Origin of the sequence: Paenibacillus polymyxa, assembly GCF_018614975.1 — a bacterium.
Lineage (GTDB): Bacteria > Bacillota > Bacilli > Paenibacillales > Paenibacillaceae > Paenibacillus > Paenibacillus polymyxa_E.
In genome coordinates, this window is record NZ_JAGGNR010000014.1 from 287,580 (window position 1) to 306,951 (window position 19,372).

The 19,372-nt window shown below is 47.2% G+C and carries 12 protein-coding genes and 1 tRNA gene; 3 read left to right on the forward strand and 10 right to left on the reverse strand.

The features are described 5' to 3' along the window. Positions 1-67 precede the first annotated feature (67 nt). Positions 68-1,288, forward strand: a complete 1,221-nt coding sequence (locus J7E78_RS14480; protein WP_215076960.1) for an NAD(P)/FAD-dependent oxidoreductase — start codon at positions 68-70, stop codon at positions 1,286-1,288. 88 nt (positions 1,289-1,376) lie between these two features. On the opposite strand, the gene J7E78_RS14485 is transcribed toward J7E78_RS14480, so the two are convergent. The 4 genes from J7E78_RS14485 to J7E78_RS14500 form a co-directional block, all read right to left on the reverse strand. Then, positions 1,377-2,591: an MFS transporter gene (locus J7E78_RS14485; protein WP_215076961.1), complete on the reverse strand. Its 1,215-nt coding sequence runs from the start codon at positions 2,589-2,591 to the stop codon at positions 1,377-1,379. A 131-nt stretch (positions 2,592-2,722) separates the two neighbouring features. Beyond that, positions 2,723-3,289: a hypothetical protein gene (locus tag J7E78_RS14490; RefSeq protein WP_215076962.1), complete on the reverse strand. Its 567-nt coding sequence runs from the start codon at positions 3,287-3,289 to the stop codon at positions 2,723-2,725. Between the two features lie 117 nt (positions 3,290-3,406). After that, positions 3,407-3,826, reverse strand: a complete 420-nt coding sequence (locus J7E78_RS14495) for a DUF350 domain-containing protein (protein WP_311517379.1) — start codon at positions 3,824-3,826, stop codon at positions 3,407-3,409. 71 nt (positions 3,827-3,897) lie between these two features. Beyond that, on the reverse strand, positions 3,898-6,264 hold the full coding sequence (locus J7E78_RS14500) for an endonuclease MutS2 (RefSeq protein WP_215076964.1): 2,367 nt from the start codon (positions 6,262-6,264) through the stop codon (positions 3,898-3,900). A 187-nt stretch (positions 6,265-6,451) separates the two neighbouring features. Here J7E78_RS14500 and J7E78_RS14505 point away from each other — a divergent pair, with 187 nt between their 5' ends. Further along, positions 6,452-6,811: a phage holin family protein gene (locus J7E78_RS14505; protein ID WP_017689637.1), complete on the forward strand. Its 360-nt coding sequence runs from the start codon at positions 6,452-6,454 to the stop codon at positions 6,809-6,811. Between the two features lie 219 nt (positions 6,812-7,030). Further along, complete coding sequence (locus J7E78_RS14510; protein ID WP_215076965.1) at positions 7,031-7,417, forward strand: cupredoxin domain-containing protein; 387 nt, start codon at positions 7,031-7,033, stop codon at positions 7,415-7,417. A 107-nt stretch (positions 7,418-7,524) separates the two neighbouring features. On the opposite strand, the gene J7E78_RS14515 is transcribed toward J7E78_RS14510, so the two are convergent. From J7E78_RS14515 to J7E78_RS14540, 6 genes are all read right to left on the reverse strand, one after another. Further along, positions 7,525-10,233, reverse strand: coding sequence for a cell division protein ZapA (locus J7E78_RS14515; protein ID WP_215076966.1), 2,709 nt, complete (start codon positions 10,231-10,233; stop codon positions 7,525-7,527). Between the two features lie 138 nt (positions 10,234-10,371). Further along, the gene (gene pheT / locus J7E78_RS14520) at positions 10,372-12,825 is read right to left on the reverse strand and encodes a phenylalanine--tRNA ligase subunit beta (RefSeq protein WP_215076967.1); all 2,454 of its coding nucleotides are present in this window, start codon (positions 12,823-12,825) and stop codon (positions 10,372-10,374) included. An 84-nt stretch (positions 12,826-12,909) separates the two neighbouring features. Continuing rightward, positions 12,910-13,944, reverse strand: a complete 1,035-nt coding sequence (gene pheS, locus J7E78_RS14525; RefSeq protein ID WP_215076968.1) for a phenylalanine--tRNA ligase subunit alpha — start codon at positions 13,942-13,944, stop codon at positions 12,910-12,912. 416 nt (positions 13,945-14,360) lie between these two features. Next, positions 14,361-16,247 (reverse strand): ribosomal protection-like ABC-F family protein, encoded by a 1,887-nt coding sequence (gene abc-f / locus J7E78_RS14530; RefSeq protein ID WP_215076969.1) that lies wholly within the window; start codon positions 16,245-16,247, stop codon positions 14,361-14,363. A 518-nt stretch (positions 16,248-16,765) separates the two neighbouring features. Beyond that, positions 16,766-16,836, reverse strand: a tRNA-Gly gene (locus J7E78_RS14535). 161 nt (positions 16,837-16,997) lie between these two features. Next, positions 16,998-19,124, reverse strand: coding sequence for a bifunctional diguanylate cyclase/phosphodiesterase (locus tag J7E78_RS14540; RefSeq protein ID WP_215076970.1), 2,127 nt, complete (start codon positions 19,122-19,124; stop codon positions 16,998-17,000). Positions 19,125-19,372 lie beyond the last annotated feature (248 nt).

Consider the following 19,372-nt stretch of genomic DNA (forward strand, 5'->3'; position numbering starts at 1 on the left):
TGCGCAATTATTGTTAACCCGGTCACACAAAAGTATACAAATTTAAATTATAAAGGAGATGTTTCTAATGGATCTGGTCTATGGCACACCTTTCTGGCCCTCCACTTTCAATTCAACATTTAATTATTCTGATCTGCAAGAAGACATCTCTTGTGACTGTCTGATCATTGGTGGGGGCATGGGGGGCGCATTGACATCTAAACTACTTACGGAACATGGTGTTAACACTGTTGTGATTGATAAGCGAGACATTGCCCACGGCAGCAGTTCTGCCAATACAGGTCTTTTACAATATACCAATGACAAAACACTAACCTCATGTATCCACACTTTTGGTGAAGCAACAGGCGTACGTTTTTATGAGCTATGTCGTGAAGCCATGAAACAACTTGCTCAAATCGCAGACAGCCTGGATACAGACCCTTGGTTTATCCCACGAACAAGTCTTTGTTTTGCAAGCAGTGAAGATGATGTGGCCCTATTGGAAGAAGAATATCAGACCTTGAAGCTTTATGGTTTTGAAGCGGAACTGTGGGATGCCGACAAAATAAGCCAGCATTTCCCCTTCAGCAAACCCGCTGCACTGTACACAATGGGAGATGCGGAAGTGAACCCCTATCGTTTTGTTCATGCCTTGTTTGAATCCGCAAATAAGCGTGGCGCCCGAATCTATGGTCAGACAGAGATGATACACTGTGAATACGATGAGGATGGTGTAGTCTGCCACACTGCCAACGGTAAAATCCGTGCCAAGAAGCTTATATTTGCTGCCGGTTACGAGACACAGGACATCAAAAAGGATCGCGGAGCCTATCTGAAAACGACCTACGCGATTGCTACCAAACCCTTGTCTGATCTTAGTGAATGGTTTGAACACAGCATGATTTGGGAGACAGCTCGCCCATATTTGTATATGCGAACAACACCCGACAGCCGAATCATCGCAGGCGGTTTGGATGAAGAAACACCTCGGGAGGATCAACGTGAAATACGGGCACAGCACCGGGGAGATACACTCCTGGAAGAGGTCCGTTCCTATTTCCCTTTAGAAGATCTTGAAGTCGATTATGCCTGGGGTGCTGTGTTTGGTAATACGAATGATGGCCTCCCCCTGATCGGTACACATCCGGATTATCCGCATTCATATTTTGTAGAAGGGTATGGAGGTAACGGGACGGTATACAGCATGATTGCTGCTTCCTTAATTGTGGATGCTATTACTGGCAAACCAAACCCTGATATGGATCTGTTCTCTCTCACACGTACAAGTAAACCATCTCCTGTATAACATCAAAATAAATCAATACAAACAGGGTACAGCACACGGAAAGTTCTCTTTGCAGCCGCTGTACCCTGTTTGTATAATGGGAAGCCTGCTAAGCCGAGGGCTCTTGCACTTCCGTTCGGTTCAATAACTTACGCATAAAGACCCATCCAATTAACGGGGAAGCACCGAGGAAAATAATAAGCCAGGTTAACATGCGCAGAGATGGAGCATTTATGACTGTCACAATAAAGATGGCCAACCCACACAGTCTGCCAAGCATCAGGCATAACTCTCTCAAAACGACAAGTTCAACCCTTTTCTCCACATTTTCGCCACTTGTGCCCATCATGTCGAATCCCGCTGATATCATCGGTAGTACATATAACGGCATCGCAACAGCACTCCCAATCCCCATGATTAACAGCGTACCATAGGTCACTTTCCAGAGAAGAGGAAGAAGCACAATGAGCAGAATGAGGGCTCCAATGAACATGCCTTTTGATCTATACTGTGGTTTGTACCATTTCCCGGCTGCCCAATAACTTACTAGTGCCACAGCAGAAGTGATGAGTGAGAACTGCCCTAATTTGTACTCCTGTGCGGTAGCCAAATATACAAGCAGTGCAATCAGGAAGGCAAAGACACCTTCACGTGCACCCTGAGCGAATAAACCACAGCCTAAGGTCCTCCAGGGACTATCCCGCTTGGATAGCTGTATCCAAGGTTCTGACCAGCGGTATGTACCGCTCACCTTTCTTTTTTTCAGAAAAAAACTGAAGACTACTGCAATGACATAAATGACGAGCGATACCGTGAAAATGAGTCGATATCCTGTGTTGTCTGTCATACGAGTAATAATCAGACCGGAGAACCAAGGACCTATAATTCCTGTCATCGAACCAAGTAACCCGACCCAGCCATTGAATAGATCCCTGTTTTCCCGATCCGTTATTTCAAAATACACAACATTAAATGCAATCCAGAATAGCCCCAGGGAACAACCCAGTAGTATACCCATAGGCCATATCCAATCTACAGCTTTGGAACCAGCCCAGAGGACGATCATATAAAATATGCCGGACAGCGCAGTACCTAATCGTAGTGCACTCATTTTATTGTGTTCCTTGACCCATTTGCCAGCAAGCCAGAATGTCAGTCCAATGGCCAGTTGCTGGCTGAGAGTGAACCACCCCAACATGGCATAATCCGGACGGCTTTTCCACAGAAACACATTCAAAAAGGTTCCCGACAGCGCTCCGGCTAACGCAAACAATCCATTCACGCCCAAAAGCAGAATGGATTGTCGGCCTAAAGTAATCTTCATCTGCTCCTCCTTCATCCACCTGATGTGAACTGTGTACAGGTAGGTCTTAGGGTTAACGTACCCCAAGCAAGAGGAAAACATGATGAATCTTCAGGATTGCTTTGAAATTGTGGTTCTTATCTACGAAAAGCTTATTCCTGCGTACTCAGGTTCTTAATCAGACGCAGACGATCTTCCTCAGACAGACTGTATTGAACTTGGAAACATCCCGAGCATACATAGGTCAATACCTTAAAAGGTGGTGACAATAGTGACCCTTCGCCCGAAGCTGAGTTAGCAACTGGAGTAAAGTTATCCTGCATTGCAGCTTGAGTACCAGCAAGAATCATGAATTCCCGACAATTCGGGCACTCCGGTACTTCTTCCTGATGATCAAGTTGCTTCTGGACACCTTGTTCATATTGAATCAGGTCATTACCTTCATCGGCGTATTTGGTTAACGTTCGCAACTCCGGCAATTTGAGCTCAACTTCATCCCCCCACAGATCTGAAAGATCCGTAGTCTGTTTATCATCGTTTCCATGATCCACATCATAAATGTCGTCTTCAACTTCATCTTGCTCTTCATCTCCGATGTCAATGTTGAGCGTACGATATCCCTTCAATTCATTGTGGCAATATGGACACTCTTCTTCAGGACCGAGTTCCTCATCCCATACAATCTCCGTGTGACACCAAGGGCATACTGTTGTCTCCATATTAAATCAACCTTTCTCTTTCAAATCATGTATTCATCACATAAATGACACCGATAGCAAAGAACACAATTGATGCCGCAAACAGAATCCGTATCAATATCTTCATGACCGGTCCCCCTAGATAATACTCGCGCCAATAACAAACGACAATGAGACGGAAATAACCATGGATATCAATCCAACAGCTCGGTTGTCCGCTGCGATCTCCTTATCAATGGAGAACACGGGTGTCAGGAATTCGAACAAAAAATAGGCAATGAGCAGAAGAAAGAACCCAACAAACGACCACGTCATGGCTTCATACACCGAAGATTTTGCTTGTATGCAGAACCGCAATACGTTGCAGATCCCGAAGATCTTACCTCCTGTAGCCATCGCAACGGCCACATTGCCCTTCTTGATCTCCGTCCAGCATTTATACTTGGTCACCAGTTCAAAGCAAGCCAGAAATATGAGCAGCTCCATAATCGCTACCGAGAAAAAACCGAGTACCATCCCCAAGGGATGAGACAGCAATTGGTCAATGCTTTCTATCACGCACCGTTCCCCTCTCCCCATCTGCGACCTTCATGAATAAGGTCGGAGAATATCATTCATTCATGGACCGGCTATTCTAATTCTGCGACGGTCACACCGTTTCCGCCTTCTCCGTAATTGCCCAGCCGGTAGCTTTTAATATGTTTATGCTTACGCAGGTAATCCTGAATACCGGAACGTAAAATTCCTGTACCTTTACCGTGAATAATATAAACTTGACCCAGGTTGGCAAGGAAAGCTTCATCAATGAACCGATCTGTCTCCATCAGGGCTTCTTCCAGATTGGTACCACGCAGATCCAATTCACTTTTCACATTGTCATCACGTGTACGTTTCATACCCGTTACCGGTTTTTGCTTTGGTTTGGCTGCGGGAGCCGATTGCTGCAGTTCCAGGTCATCCAGGGATACTTTCATTTTCATAATCCCCAGTTGTACCATAGCGTCTTTGCTGCCCGACATCTCTACAACATGGCCTTTTTGATTCAAACTGTAGACTAGTACTTCATCACCAGGACCGATGGCACGAGTCTTCGGCGCTGTTGCCGTCTTCTTGACCGTTTTCCTGCGTTTCTCCGGTTCCGCCTCGTCCAGCTGTTTGCGGGCAGCAATGAGTTTGTGCTCCTTCACGGAAGCACCTTCTTCCATAGCCAACAGGCGAAGATCTGCTATAATCTTCTCCGCTTCCGCGCGAGCCTTGTCCACAATGCCCCGTGCATCTTCTTCTGCTTTTTCAATCCGGCGATCACGCTGCTGTTCCAGCTTCTCCAGTTCAGTCTGGTGACGACTGCGTAATTTCTCCATATCCTGGCGCAAGCTCTCTGCCTTGTCACGCTCTTGTTCAGCCGTAAGACGGTTCTCTTCAAGAGAAGCAATCATGTGCTCAATCCGTTGATCCTCTTCCTTCACTTCGCCACGGGCGTATTCAAGAATGTAACTCGGCAGCCCCAGTCGCTCTGCAATGGCAAATGCATTACTTCGTCCAGGTACACCCACCAGAAGGCGATAGGTTGGACTGAGTGTGTTGATGTCAAATTCCATGCTGGCATTAATGACACCTTTACGCTCATATGCGTATGCTTTCAGTTCACTGTAATGAGTGGTTGCAACCATGCGACATCCCGTCCGGTGCATATGCTCCAGCATGGAGATCGCCAGTGCGGAACCTTCAGCCGGATCTGTTCCTGCTCCAAGTTCATCGAGCAATACCAAACTTTTCGGGGTCATGTTTTTCAGAATGCGAATGATGTTGGTCATATGACTGGAGAAGGTACTCAGATTCTGCTCGATACTCTGCTCGTCCCCAATGTCTGCATAGATCGCATCAAATACACATAACTGACTGCCATCCTCAGCCGGAACAAATAAACCGGACATTGCCATCAGGCTAAGCAATCCAATCGTTTTGAGCGTTACCGTTTTACCCCCCGTATTGGGACCTGTCACGATAATGGATGTGTAATCATTGCCCAGCTCAATGTCGATTGGAACCACGTTTTCGATCGCAATCAGCGGATGCCGACCTTTTTTAAGTTTGAGGAAACCGCGATCATTCATGCGAGGCAATGTTGCTTTCAGTTCACGAGCAAGACGTGCTTTGGCAAAGATAAAATCAAGTGAACCCAGCAAGTCGACATCATACAACAGCCACTCTCCCTGCTCACTGACAAGTGCCGTCAATTTCTGCAAAATAATCTCTATTTCGCGTTCTTCCCGAATCCGGGTCTCGCGTAATTTATTGTTCATTGCAACAATCGATTCCGGCTCAATGAACAATGTCGCACCCGAACCGGATTGATCGTGCACAATCCCGCCAAAGTACGAACGATATTCAGCTTTTACCGGGATAACAAACCGGTCTCCTCTGATTGTGATGAGCTGATCCTGCAACATTTTGGATACAGTAGAGGACCGAATCATGGAATCGAGTTTTTCACGAATCCGCGCTTCTCCGCCTCGCAGCTCACGACGAATCTGCGCCAGTGTTACGCTTGCACTGTCGGCAACCTCTGCATTATCGTCAATACAGTTTTTGATGGCATCCTCAAGCGTTTTTTGCTCTGACAGTTGGTCGCTGATATAAAACAAAGATTCGATGGGCTCATCTTCATGCAAAGTACCAATCTGACGTTTCAATCGCCGCGCCGCAAAGGTTGTATTGGAAATTCCCAAAAGTTCGTGAGGGTTAAGTGTGCCTCCAATTTCAGCACGTTTGATGGAAGCTGTAATATCTACAATTCCCCCAAACGACGGTGAGCCTTTCAGGCGATCAAATGTGAAGGCTTCATCGGTTTGCTGCAGCAACCGCTTCACTTCTTCAAGTTCACTGCTTGGTTCAAGTTGCTCCGCTTTCTTTTTTCCCATGGTCGTCTGGGCAAAGCTAAGTAGTGTATTTAAAATTTTGCGATATTCCAGTGTGTGTAAAATTTTCGTGTCCAAGTGTACAACTCCTTCCAAACTATATCTGTATTATAACGAAAGAAACTTTCTTACGCTATTTAACGAATCCTTCCACACATAACTTCAACCATAGCACCACAAACTACAGGTGTCAGGATTGTGCAACCTCTCCATCCCCTTGGAGTCGCCCTGCTCAGTTCAACCTGAATAAAAGGAGGTAAACACCATGAATTTCCTGGGACATGTCGTGCGATTTATCATCGCCGCAATTGTATTAATGGTGGTTAGCTGGATCGTTCCCGGATTCGCCGTTGGTGGCTTCTGGAGCGCCCTGTTGCTTGCTCTCGTCATTGCCCTGCTCGGCTGGATCGTTGAAGGTATCTTCGGCAAAAGAGTCAACCCGTTTGGTCGCGGTATTGTCGGATTTATCGTTAGCGCACTGGTGATTTGGCTTGGTCAATATGTTGTAGATCATGTTGAGGTCAGCCTGCTCGGTGCCATTCTCGCTGCGCTGGTTATCGGGATTATCGATCTCTTCATCCCGGTATCCACCCCTTTTGATGCCGGACGAAGCTCCAAAAGTTAATCTCCACTTCACCTTACGTCCCCTTGAATTCTCCTAAACCTCTGAAGGCCCTGGGCCGGAAGGGGTTTATTTCATTCGGGCAGTACGCAAGCTCTGCCATACACATACAATTTTCAAAAAAACGACATACGCAGCGTGTACAGGCATCCACATATTGCGGTATGATGACTGGAGCAATCATTCAAATTTTATCCATATCACGCTTTAAGGAGGCACATGATGAAGAAAGGCATAACATGGCTCGCTGCCTGTATGTTAATTCTGGTCCTCACTGCATGTGGAGGGGCGAAACAGTCCGCAGAATCTGGCAGTAATGGATCCGATGCTGAAGTTACAGCCAGTGAAGAATTGGTCATCAAGGCAAGTAACTATGAATTCGATCAACCTGAGTACCATCTTAAAAAAGGCGTTCCGGTTAACATTGTTTATGAAAATGTAAACGGAAATCACGGAATCCTTGTGCCTGAGCTGAACCTTCAACTGGATACCAGAAATAGTTCCAAAGTGATAACCCCGGACAAAGTTGGTGAGTTTGAAATGTCCTGTTCTGTCTTCTGTGGTTCAGGACACAGCAGCATGATCTCCAAAATTATCGTTGAAGAATAGGTTTCAAGACAAGGAGCCCCCGCAGCGACGGGAGCTCCTTCTTCTTTAGTATAACAAATTGTACCAGAGTACGTTGCCCACGAGCCAGTTCTGCTACATTCATTCCGCTAGGTCTGGTCCTGTTCAATCAATTCAATCCATTCGTTATATTCCGTCTGCAATTTCGTATATTCATCATGCAACTGACGATATTCCTTGTTCAGTTGCTCTGCCTTTTCCTGCTCCATTTCACGTTCAACCTGTAACAAACGTAATTGGTTGGCCGCCAGTTCATAACGCTCCCCCATCTCAAGCAGTTCAGTTTCCATGATCTCTTTCTCTTGGGTCGCTTCTGCACGTAACTTGTCCAGTTGCTGTCGTTCTTGCTCCAGTCCCTCCAGCAACTCACTACTTGCCGCACTTTCTCTCTTCCAAACCGTCAGTTCATTCTCAAGTGCAGCCCAGCGTTCCTGCCAGGATTGTTCCTGAGCCGCCCATTCGTCTGCACGGCGTCGCCACACCTGGTCGTTCTGCTCTGCTTGTTCAACGCTTGAGCGAAGTTCTTCTTCACGTCTTGTCAACTGCTCCAGACGGGATGCCAACTCGGCCTGTTTGGCTGACAGTTCTTCGTGTTTGATCTGCCAATCCAACGCTTCTTCCTCAGTCTGGGCTAGTCGGCTCTCTTGCTCCGAGTATCGCTCGGAAAGTTTAGCTGAAGAATGTCTTGCTTCTTCAAGCGCGCTCACAATCTCTTGCTTCTCCTTGCTCAATTCATCAATCTTGGAACTGTAATTCTCTTCCCGTTGTAATGCATCACTGTAATCGTTACGGATTTGTTTATAGTTATCCTGAAGTCGGTTCAGCTCTTCACGAACAACATTTAGCTCAACTTCAAGCTGATTGCGTTTTTCTTCCAGAAGCTCTGCTTCCTTCTGGTATTGCACAGCTTCTTCATGGTTAAAACGAGACTCTTCCTTCACCACGGACAATTCATCATGAAGGGATTGCACACCAGATTCCAACGTTTCATTTTGTTCAGCAACTTCGAGAATCTGGTTCTCCAGGTCCCCGATCTCCGCCAATCGCTGCTCAGCTAGGTCTTTCCAGGATTGCTCACGTTCCGTAAGCGTGCCGATCTCATGCTGCAATGTACGCACCGCGGCATGAGCCTGTTCAAGCACCTTATGCAACCTGCGCTGTTCCTCTTCCGACTTCACTTCAGCCTCACGAAGCTTTTGCACTTCCTGTTCAAGCTGTGCATGCTGTTCCTGAAGTTTGCGTAGCTGTGCTGTGAGAGAGGTTTCTCTATCCACAGTTTCATTATACTTCTGCTTCCAATGTTCCTGTGAATTACGGGATTGCTGGGCAGCCTGCTCCGTTTCACGCAGAAGCTCTTGCAACTGGGAACGGTCCTCTTTCAACTGCTCCAGTTGCTGCTCCAGCTCCATAATTCGGCGAGTCTGAACTTCCTGCTCCTGTTTACGGACCCCATGCTCATGACGTAACGATTCCAATTGACCACGCTCGTGCTGAAGCTGCTGTTCTTGCTCTGCAACCATGTCCTGTGCACTGATGAGCTGGGTCATTACTTCTTCTAATTGTTCTTCCACATCCAATAGTCGAGTCTCCGCCTGTTTACGTTGTTCCTCAAGCTGCTGCTTGAGCTTGCCCCGTTCTTCTTGCAGAATGGCCTCTGCTGCCGATGCAGCTTCTGTTGCCTGGGATGCTGCTGCTTCCTTGGCTTGCTGCAATTGTTCCTCGAGGGCTGTTTCTTTCTCCATCCATTCGAGTTCCAACTGCTCGGATAACGCCTTGAACTCCGCATTCAACTGATTTATCTCAGTCAGGCGCTTCTGCTCCGCTTGTTCCTGCAAGTCAGCCCGCTCCTGCTTCGCCTGATCCGTGAGCTTCTGTGTCTGTTGCAGCGCTTTTTCTTCAGCCTGTTGAAGACGAAGTTCCATCTGTTGCTGAAGTTCATGATATCGCAGTGCTGCTTCTTCCTGAGCTTTCTTCAGATTGCTCTCCGCCTGCTCCAACTCGGACAAAATGGCCGACTCGGCTTCTTCCTTGGCTGTCTGAACCTGCTGCGCAGCCTTGGCTTCAATCTGTTGACGTTCTGCAACGGCACGGCTTTCGGCTTCTTTTAATTGAGCTGCAGCCTTGTCCTGCAACTCTTTATATTGTGCCGCAGCTTTGAGCTGCGCCTGCTGCAATTCGGCTGCAGAACGGTTCTGAGCTTCTTTGAGCTGGGAAGCAGCCTGTGCCTGTGCATTTTTAAGCTGGTTAGCCGCTTTCTCTTCCATTTCCTTCAGCTGTTTCGTTCCCTTGGCTTCTGCTTCCTTCAGTTGTGCCGTCGCTTGGGCCTGCAATTTCTGCACGCGCTCCGTTGCTTGAGCGCGTTCTTGCTCCAGCAGCTTGTTCAACTTGGCTATCTCTGAATTTTTGTCCGTTTCGGACTTTTGCAGCGCCTGCTCTGCTTCAAGCTTCAGCTTCTGTATATCAGCAAGAGCCTGGTCACGCCGTTCCAATTCTTCTTCATGTTCATTTTGTATGGCGTTTAACCGATTCAATTCGTTTCTCAGTTCTGTACGTTCTCCAGTAAGCATCTTCAGTTCATTACGGATTTCCTGAGTCTGAAGAGACTGTTCAGCCATATGTACAGCCGCCAGTACCGCAATACGCGGAGTATCCAGACGGGAATTTTGCTTGGAGATCGCGCTCATACGCTCATCTACCAGGTTAGCTACTTGTTTCATATAGTCGGCACTGCTGCCAACCAGTTTATAGGAAGTCCCGTAGATCTCTACGGTGACGCGTGTACGATCAGGTGTAGTCACAGTTGTGCCCTCCTTCAAGTCTGTATGTTGATTCTAAGCTGTAATCACAAAAAAGTCACATCGATCCTCTAATGCTAAGGATTCGATGTGACTTCAAACAATTCCTGCTAATCTTTGTTCAAAAAATCTTCTTCTGTCCTATTTACGCAATTCCGCTCCGAATTGCTCTTCCAGACGAGCCACTACACGGGCATGAACTTCAGTAACTTCCTCATCGGTGAGTGTACGTTCACGATTCCGGTACACCAGTGCCATCGCCACGCTTTTCTTGTTTTCACCCAGTTTACTGCCAGTAAACACATCGAATACCTGTACGTTTTGTAACAATTCACCCGCTGATTCACGAATGACGCGCAGCATATCTCCAGCTTCAACATCCTCATTCACAACAACCGCAATATCACGTTCCATGGCCGGGAAACGCGGAAGCTCACGATAACGAATATCTGCGTCTGCTTCACTGTAAATCGATTCAAGTGCAATCTCTGCGATGTACACATCATTCAGATCATACTGCTGTTGCAGTTCCGGATGCAATTGACCCAATGTACCGATCAATGTGCCTTCCCCGCCATCCTTGCCTTCCAGGTAAACCGATGCGGAACGTCCCGGATGGAATCCTTCAGGGCTGTTTGCTACCAAGCGAATGCGTTGTTCAAGCCCCATATAGGTGAACAGATGCTCAAGGGCACCTTTCAGATCGAAGAAGTCTACTTTCTCCGCTCCAACATTCCACTGCTGGCTTGCACGATTCCCGGTGAGCAGTAGCCCCAGTACTGGAATCTCATGCGGTTGCTTGGTCAACTGAGCTTCCTCGGTGAAGAACACATTGCCCACTTCAAATACTGCCAGTGAATCCTGTTTACGGTTCATGTTATACACCGCTGCATCCAGCATTTGTGGCAAAATACTCGTACGAAGCACACTGCGGTCCTCACTCATAGGCATCGCGAGTTCCACGGCTTTACTACCTTGTGTCAACGCCGGGAACAGAGTCGCTTTATCCGGGTGTACAAAGGAGTAACTGATCATTTCCTGCCAGCCACTTCCTGAGAGCAATCCACGAATGGTGCGACGCATTGCTTGAGAGCGTGTATATGCCCCCGGAGTCGTCGGTCCTTCAATCCAGGTGGTTGGAATGTTGTCATATCCGTACAAGCGTGCAATCTCTTCAAACAAGTCTACATCGAGTGTAATATCCCCTCTGCGTGTTGGTACTTCCACATCCAGCAATCCTTGATCAGCATCACCACATGCAAAGTGCAAGCGAGCGAAAATGGTTTTCACCTCAAGTAAAGACAGATCGGTTCCCAGATAACGATTCAGTCTGCCCAGCGACAATTGAATTACACGTTTCTCCGCAGCTTCCGCTCCAGCTTCCACGATTCCCTGATGCACTTCACCTTCAGCATAACGCTGAATCAGTTCAGCGGCACGATCCAAAGCCGTAATCACCGCACCCGGGTCTACTTCCTTTTCAAAACGCATGCTTGCTTCGGAACGCAGCCCCAGTTGGCGCGACGTTTTCCGAACGGTTCCGCCGTCGAACTTGGCGGACTCCAAGAGCAGATTCACCGTGCCTTCCGATACCTCGGAATTCTCGCCACCCATAACCCCAGCGATGGCTACAGGTTTCACGCCGTCCGTGATGAGCAACATGTGCGGCTCCAGCTTGCGCTCTTGGCCATCGAGCGTAACGATCGTTTCACCTTCGTTGGCCATCCGCACTTCAATATGACCCTTTTCCAGCTTATCCGCATCGAATGCATGCAGCGGTTGACCGTATTCCAGCATGACATAGTTCGTGATATCAACGATGTTATTGATTGGGCGAACACCTGCCGCCATGAGACGGTTTTGCATCCACAGTGGGGAAGCACCCAGCTTAATACCGGTTACATAACGAGCTGCATAGTGACTGCATTGCTCCTGTGCCTTAATCTCTACGGAGATATGATTCGCAGCCGCATCGCGAGCTTCAACCAGTTGGTCTTTGGGACTTGGCAGCTTCACTTCACGACCCAGAATGGCACCCACTTCATAAGCCGCACCACGCATGCTGAGACAGTCAGAACGGTTCGGTGTCAGGTCCAGTTCAAGCACATGGTCGTCAAGACCAAGAACCTGGCTGATTGGCGTGCCAATCTCCGTTTGTTCTGGCAGAACGAGAATACCTTCCTGCTGATCTTTGGGCAGCAATTTGTCGTTCATGCCCAGCTCTTTGGCAGAACAGATCATGCCAAGGGAGACAACGCCGCGCAGTTTGGCTTTTTTGATATCCAATCCACCAGGGAGCTTCGCTCCAACCAGGGCTACGACTACTTTTTGGCCTGCATCCACATTTTTCGCACCACACACGATCTGCAGATCTTCTTCCTGGCCGGCATCGATGACACATACATTCAGTTTGTCTGCATCGGGGTGTTTCTCCTTGCTCTTCACATAACCCACAACAACTTTATTCACGCCCTTATTGCGGTTCTCCACTACATCAATTTCTACTCCCGCACGGGTGATTTTCTCCGCCAATTCCTGTGGCGTCACACCTTCAAGGGAAATATAATCAGACAGCCAATCTGTCGATACTCTCATGGACGTTCACTTCCTTCATCTATAAATTGGTGTTCCCGGTTCATAACGCTTGCTCTATACAAGTTGATCCATTGTATTGTTAAGTTACAGCCGTCCGAATTGCTTCAGGAAGGTCAGATCGCTATTGTAGAAGTGACGGATATCATCGACACCATACTTCAGCATGGCGATACGTTCTACACCCATGCCGAATGCAAAACCACTGTATTTCTCTGGATCATAACCACCCATTTCCAGTACTTTCGGGTGAACCATACCGCCGCCCAAAATTTCAAGCCAGCCTGTTTGCTTACATACGCGACAGCCGCTGCCGCCACATTGTACACAGGTTACATCCACTTCCGCACTTGGCTCTGTGAATGGGAAGAAGCTTGGGCGTAGACGAATTTCTGTGTGGGAACCGAACATTTCGCGCACGAATTGTAGCAGGGTTCCTTTCAGATCGCTCATACGAATGTTTTCGCTGATGACCAATCCTTCAACCTGGTTGAATTGGAAAGAGTGCGTCGCATCGTCGTCATCACGGCGGTATACTTTACCTGGGCAGATGACTTTGACAGGCACTTCGCCCTTCATGCTCTGCATGGTACGTACTTGAACCGGAGATGTATGGGTACGCATCAACAAGTCTTCTGTAACATAGAAGGAATCCTGCATATCGCGCGCCGGGTGATTCTTCGGCAGATTCAATGCTTCAAAGTTGTAATAATCCATTTCAACTTCAGGACCTTCCGCAATGCGGTATCCCATACCGATGAAAATATCTTCGATCTCCTGTACCACTTTGGTCAGTGGATGCAGTCCGCCTTGACGTCCATGACGTCCTGGCAGACTCACATCAATTTTCTCGGATTGCAGACGCTTCGCCGTCTCTTCCTTCTGGAACTGACCCTGCTTGCTGTCGATGACTTCCTCAATGGCAGCCCGAACATCGTTGGCTACTTGACCAATAACTGGACGTTCCTCTGCACTAAGTGCACCCATGCCGCGCAAAATTTCAGTCAAAGCACCCTTTTTCCCCAAATACTTTACACGCAGATCACCAAGCGTCTGCGGATCATTCACACCAGACAACTGCTCCAGCGCTTCGATCTTCAATGCCTCTAAACGTTCTTTCATGTGTAATTGCCCCCTTTTTGTGGTGTTTTTGCAACAAAAAAAGGCCTTCTCTCCCCTGAAGGGACGAAAAGACCGTGGTACCACCCTTGTTAGACATCCATTGCTGCGCGGCCCTTCTGGCCTGCAACTGGTTCTGTCTCACTTTGTACGGAATAACGACCGTTAACCGTTTGCCCCTACTGTTGCCTCTGTGTCTGCACACAAACAGGTTCAGGGAACCGCTTCGGAGTGAATTTCGGCAGCCTTGTTCTACAGAAACGCTCTCAATCTACGGCGCTTCCTCCCTGTCCAGAGGCACTGCTTACTTATCTCCATCATCACGTTTGCTTAGTTTACCTATATCGATGTAATCATCGATGATCGTTCATAATTATATGCAAAATAGATTGAAATAGCAAGCCGGTCCATGTTCTAATTTATGCTTGCCCCCTATCTTTCAATTGTTTCAGGCGCTGCTGGATTTCGCGAATCTCAGCTGCCTCGACTGCTCGCTCATTCGAATGCTCAGGCTGTGTCAGACTGTCTTTTCCAGCAGTGCTCACAGGAGACAGCAACTCCGATAGTCGCATCTCCAATCGTAACCGCTCGTCATCGGATTCCCGGGTCTCCAGCGCCACCTCCCGAAGTTTGCTGGACTGCTCCCAATCCGACACACCTCCTTCAAACAGAGTTGCTGTGCCACCAGCCTCCAGATCGCATAATCGATTCGCGAGAGACTTCGTCAGCATCCGATCATGGGATACAAGCACTAAAGCACCTGAAGCCTGTTTTAATACATTCTCCATGACTTCCTGGGTATCAATGTCCAGATAGTTCGTTGGTTCGTCCAGCACCAGCAGATTGGCTCCGCCAAAGTATAGCCTTAGAAATGCCACTCTGCACTTTTCCCCCATGCTCAGATCCCCAATGCGCTTGAACACATCATCTCTGGAGAATAGGAAACATCCCAGAATGGTACGTGCTGCACTTTGTGTCATGGATGGAAGGGTAAGCAAGCTGTCCAGCAGCGTCAGATTTTCGGGAAGCCCTTCCAGCTCCTGTGAAAAGTAACCGATTTTCAGCTGTGGATGCCGTGTGACCTTGCCGTGTGAAGGTTCCAGCTCACCAATCATCAACTTCAGCAGTGTTGTCTTGCCTGTTCCATTAGGGCCCCGTACAGCAAGCCGATCTCCGCGTTCCACAGTAATTTGAAGATCGCGCAGCAATGATTTGTCTCCCGTATATGAAAAACTCACCTCTTCCAGCGCAAGCAGCTGGCGTGCAGCCAGTGGATTCATCTGTAATTCCATGTTCAACTTTGCAGCTTCACGAGGTTTATCCACCCGTTCCCGCTCCAAACGTTCCAGCTGTTTTTGTTTCGCATGGTAACGCGAAATATTTTTGTTAGCTTTGGCTTTGTAGAAGCTCTGGGTGATCTTCACCTCCACATCGGTTGCCGAATTATGCGCTTTATGGAACCATTCCTGATAATTTCGAATTGTCTCTTCCAGCGCCTTACGTTCCAACTCCTGCCTGCGGTAGATCGTTTCCTGTTCCCGTAATTCACGCTCTTTGTGGAGTTTGTAGTCGGAGTATCCGCCCTTGTATTTGGTCAGGGCATCTGGACTGAACTCAATGACTCCTGTTGCTACCTGATCAATAAACGTACGATCGTGAGATACAAATAACAGCGTACCTTCGTATGAGGATAACCACTCTTCAAGCCAGCGCATGCTTCCCTCATCCAGATGATTCGTCGGTTCATCCAGGATCAGGAATTTGGGCTTGCTGACAAGCAGCCCCGCCAGGCGCACCTTTGTTTTTTGTCCACCGCTCAAGGAATGGTAGGGTCTGTTCCAATGCTCTGCGGATAATCCAAGACGTGTCAGTACCTTCTCTACCTCGGTCTCCCACATATAACCGTTCAACTGTTCATATTGCTCCATGACTTGTGTATAAGCTGCAAGCAGCTCATCATCCGCTTCAGTGCTAGTGCTCAAACGTTGTTCCAGTTCTTCCAAGTTCCGTTTTACTTCATAGATCTGTCCGCTCTCTCGCCGGACCGCATCCAGTACATTCATGCCCGTCTCAATCTCCGAACGCTGGCGCATGAACCCCCATTCCTGCTGCGGAATATGACGTTCAATCCGTCCACCACCATACTCTTCTCCCAAAATGATACGTAACAACGTTGTCTTGCCGCATCCGTTGCGACCCAGAATGGCAAGTCGCTCACCCTCATTAATCTCCAAATTTAATCCTGTAAACAATTCATTACCGTTCCACTCTTTTGATACTTCATGTAAGCGTACCAATGTCATCATGAGGCCTCATCCTTCCTGCATCCTTTTTGATGAACAAAAAAAACCGCTGGCATCAGCCGGCGGTTTGGCAATTCAGGGTTGGATCAAGCATTCAAAGACAGATCTAAGGTAAGCTACGGCATGAACAAAGAAACCCCAAACACAGGGTACACGTAACCTTCATGGCTTACTTGTTCCATACCTGATCCCATAGCTGAATTTGGACACACGAATCCCCTCATTGCTCAGCCGCTCTGGCTGACTGCGTCATAAAACCGTTTGCAGTTAACTGGGGTTCAATTCATGTGTTTTACTTCATGGGACGTATGGTTACCTCTCATTCATGTGTAGTATCAATTTCTCCGTTATTGTACCAGATCATTGTAAAAAAGCAAAGGGTATATACATTAAACAAAAGAATACTTACTTACTCGCCACTCCGATGACAAAACAATCTTCTGATTGCTGTTACCACGAGATTTCTTTTAGGGCAAAAGAAAAAGCCCCTGCATCGCAAGGGCTCCGGTACTGCTTCGTTAAGCGGGTGATGGGAATCGAACCCACGCTATTAGCTTGGAAGGCTAAAGTTCTACCATTGAACTACACCCGCATGATTGAAGATTTAATTGTTAAGTTCCTTAGGAATTTAACAGTGATTTTACATATAATAATATACCATGATCCTCTATAGCATGCAAGTCATATTTCCCATTTTTTTCATTACGTCTCCATCTTAAAAAAGCAGGAGCACCCTCGCGCCCCCGCTGTTCCCTATCCTGTAGGCTTATCCACATCTCTCAAAAACTGCTTTTCAAATTCAGCGGCTTTAATCGGTTTGCCGAAGAAATAACCCTGAGCCTCGTGACAGTGTTGATTGCGAAGAAAGATCATCTGATCTTCGTTCTCCACGCCCTCAGCTGTGACTTTCAGTTGTAGATGATGCGCCATTGAAGTGATGGTAGATACGATCGCAGCGTTGTTACTGTCCTCCATGACTTCATTCACAAATGAACGGTCAATCTTGAGCCGATCAATCGGCAGATCCTTCAGATAGTGCAACGAGCTGTATCCCGTTCCAAAATCATCAATACTGATATGCACACCAATTTCTTTGATTTTGTGCAATTGTTCGAATGACCGATCTTTATCAAATGTCATGCTCTCTGTAATCTCCAGTTCAAGCCATACAGGCTCTAGTCCCGTCTCTTTGAGAATGCCATTAATATTGTCCAACAAATGGGAGTGCCTGAATTGTCTCATCGACAGATTCACCGAAACACACAGTTTACGATAACCGGCTTCCTGCCACTGTTTGTTCTGTGCACACGCTTCACGAAGCACCCATTCGCCAAGCGGTACAATGAGCCCACTCTCTTCTGCCAGAGGAATAAATTCAGCCGGAGATACTGAGCCCCGCTGCGGATGCTGCCAGCGCACCAAGGCTTCCATGCCAACGATTAGCCCACTTTGCAGATTAACCTGCGGCTGGTAAACCAGGTAGAACTGACCTCGATCCAACGCCTTGCGCAGATCATTCTCAAGCTGCAAACGCTCCTGTGCCTTCATCTGCATCGCATGGGCAAAACGATTCAGTTCCAATCCTTGTTCCTTAGCACTGTGCAAAGCCGTATCTGCATTCTGAATAATCTCCAGTGGTGACTCCCCATCATGTGGGAAAATGGCCATCCCGATCCCAAGTGTAAGATGATACTCATTGCCATCAACCAAGACCGGCTTCTCAAAAAGTTGCAGAATGGATCTTGTCCGACGCAACGCTGTATCGGTTGAACTGAAATCTGTCATCGTTAATGCAAACTCATCTCTTCCCAATCCAAAGACTTCTTCTCCTGGAAGTGACGAATGTTTCAGTCGTTGACCTACCTGACGCAAAACCCGGTTAGCTGCTTGCTGTCCGAGCGAATCATTAATGGTCTTGAACCGATTAATATTCAGAACCAGTACGCCAACAAGCTGTTCCTCCACCACGGCATCATCCATCATTTTTTTCAACCGCTGTGAAAGGCGACGACGGTTTGGAAGTCCCGTTACATCATCATGATGAGCAATATAGTTCATCTTGGCTTCCGCGACCTGCTGTTGCAGAAAAGGCGTGTCCACTACAGACGTATACAGCCCTTTTTGAATGAAAAAATAAGCCATACAATTACTCAGGAGTCCTAATAACAGATTGAGATCGTTCACCCCAGTTGCTGAAACAAAATAACATTCACCAAAAAAGAAACACAGAATGCCACACAGAATGGTTGGTAAATCACCGTCTTTGGTTTTTTTCCATTGTACAAACAAAAGAACTACAATAATGCCATAGAGCAATCCGACCATAAGATGAACTCGGGTGAAGATACCACCCAGCACTTCACCATCAAGCATACTCGGCAACATGCTCCATTCCTGAATAGCCAGTATGTACAAAATAACAAAGGTACCCAATGTCCCACTGAACAGTAAGAATTTGCGTGGTAATGCAATTTCTTTCTCATTTAAGCTATACACGAGCAGTAAACCTACTGAACATACCAAAGATCCCATAGTTGACATCATTAATGAGAACTCCGATTCCATCATGGCTCCATTTGGAATCTCTTCTGCAAATGAAACGATATGAACCAGTTCAAACAGACCAACTAATAAAAAGAGTGTTGTCAATAATGTCCTCCGAAGAGTTAGCTTCTGTGTCCGAAACAACCAGCTTTGATTGTAGATGCCGATACAAGCCGCTGCTGCTGCGAATCCACCCAAGAGTGTCAAAACCGGGTAACCCGATATGATCAGATCAGAGCTTGAAGAAGAACGAAACCATTGACTTGCGAGGAAACACAACAAGCCGCACACAGCGACCCAACTTATTTTTCTCTGATCTTGCAGATTAACCTTCATGCCGTGTTTTCCTTCCCGGGATCACCTATCCTGAATTACATTAACCAAACTTAACAACTTACTACACGATTCGACAAAAAAATATTAACCAACGTTCAATTCACATGCATACACATGCTATCTGGTACATAATAACATTTAATTTTGTATACGTGAACTAAAAAAATAGTTACTCCTAGGAATATTTATTCATGGATATAGAGAAAAACAAGGCATTAAGAACTAAAAAAACATGGAGCTCAAGTTAG

Coding starts and splice junctions, on each gene's coding strand:
- pheS (WP_215076968.1), bottom strand. CDS start 13,944: ATGAAAGAACGTTTAGAGGCATTGAAGATCGAAGCGCTGGAGCAGTTG.
- J7E78_RS14485 (WP_215076961.1), bottom strand. CDS start 2,591: ATGAAGATTACTTTAGGCCGACAATCCATTCTGCTTTTGGGCGTGAAT.
- abc-f (WP_215076969.1), bottom strand. CDS start 16,247: ATGATGACATTGGTACGCTTACATGAAGTATCAAAAGAGTGGAACGGT.
- J7E78_RS14510 (WP_215076965.1), top strand. CDS start 7,031: ATGAAGAAAGGCATAACATGGCTCGCTGCCTGTATGTTAATTCTGGTC.
- J7E78_RS14490 (WP_215076962.1), bottom strand. CDS start 3,289: ATGGAGACAACAGTATGCCCTTGGTGTCACACGGAGATTGTATGGGAT.
- pheT (WP_215076967.1), bottom strand. CDS start 12,825: ATGAGAGTATCGACAGATTGGCTGTCTGATTATATTTCCCTTGAAGGT.
- J7E78_RS14505 (WP_017689637.1), top strand. CDS start 6,452: ATGAATTTCCTGGGACATGTCGTGCGATTTATCATCGCCGCAATTGTA.
- J7E78_RS14540 (WP_215076970.1), bottom strand. CDS start 19,124: ATGAAGGTTAATCTGCAAGATCAGAGAAAAATAAGTTGGGTCGCTGTG.
- J7E78_RS14480 (WP_215076960.1), top strand. CDS start 68: ATGGATCTGGTCTATGGCACACCTTTCTGGCCCTCCACTTTCAATTCA.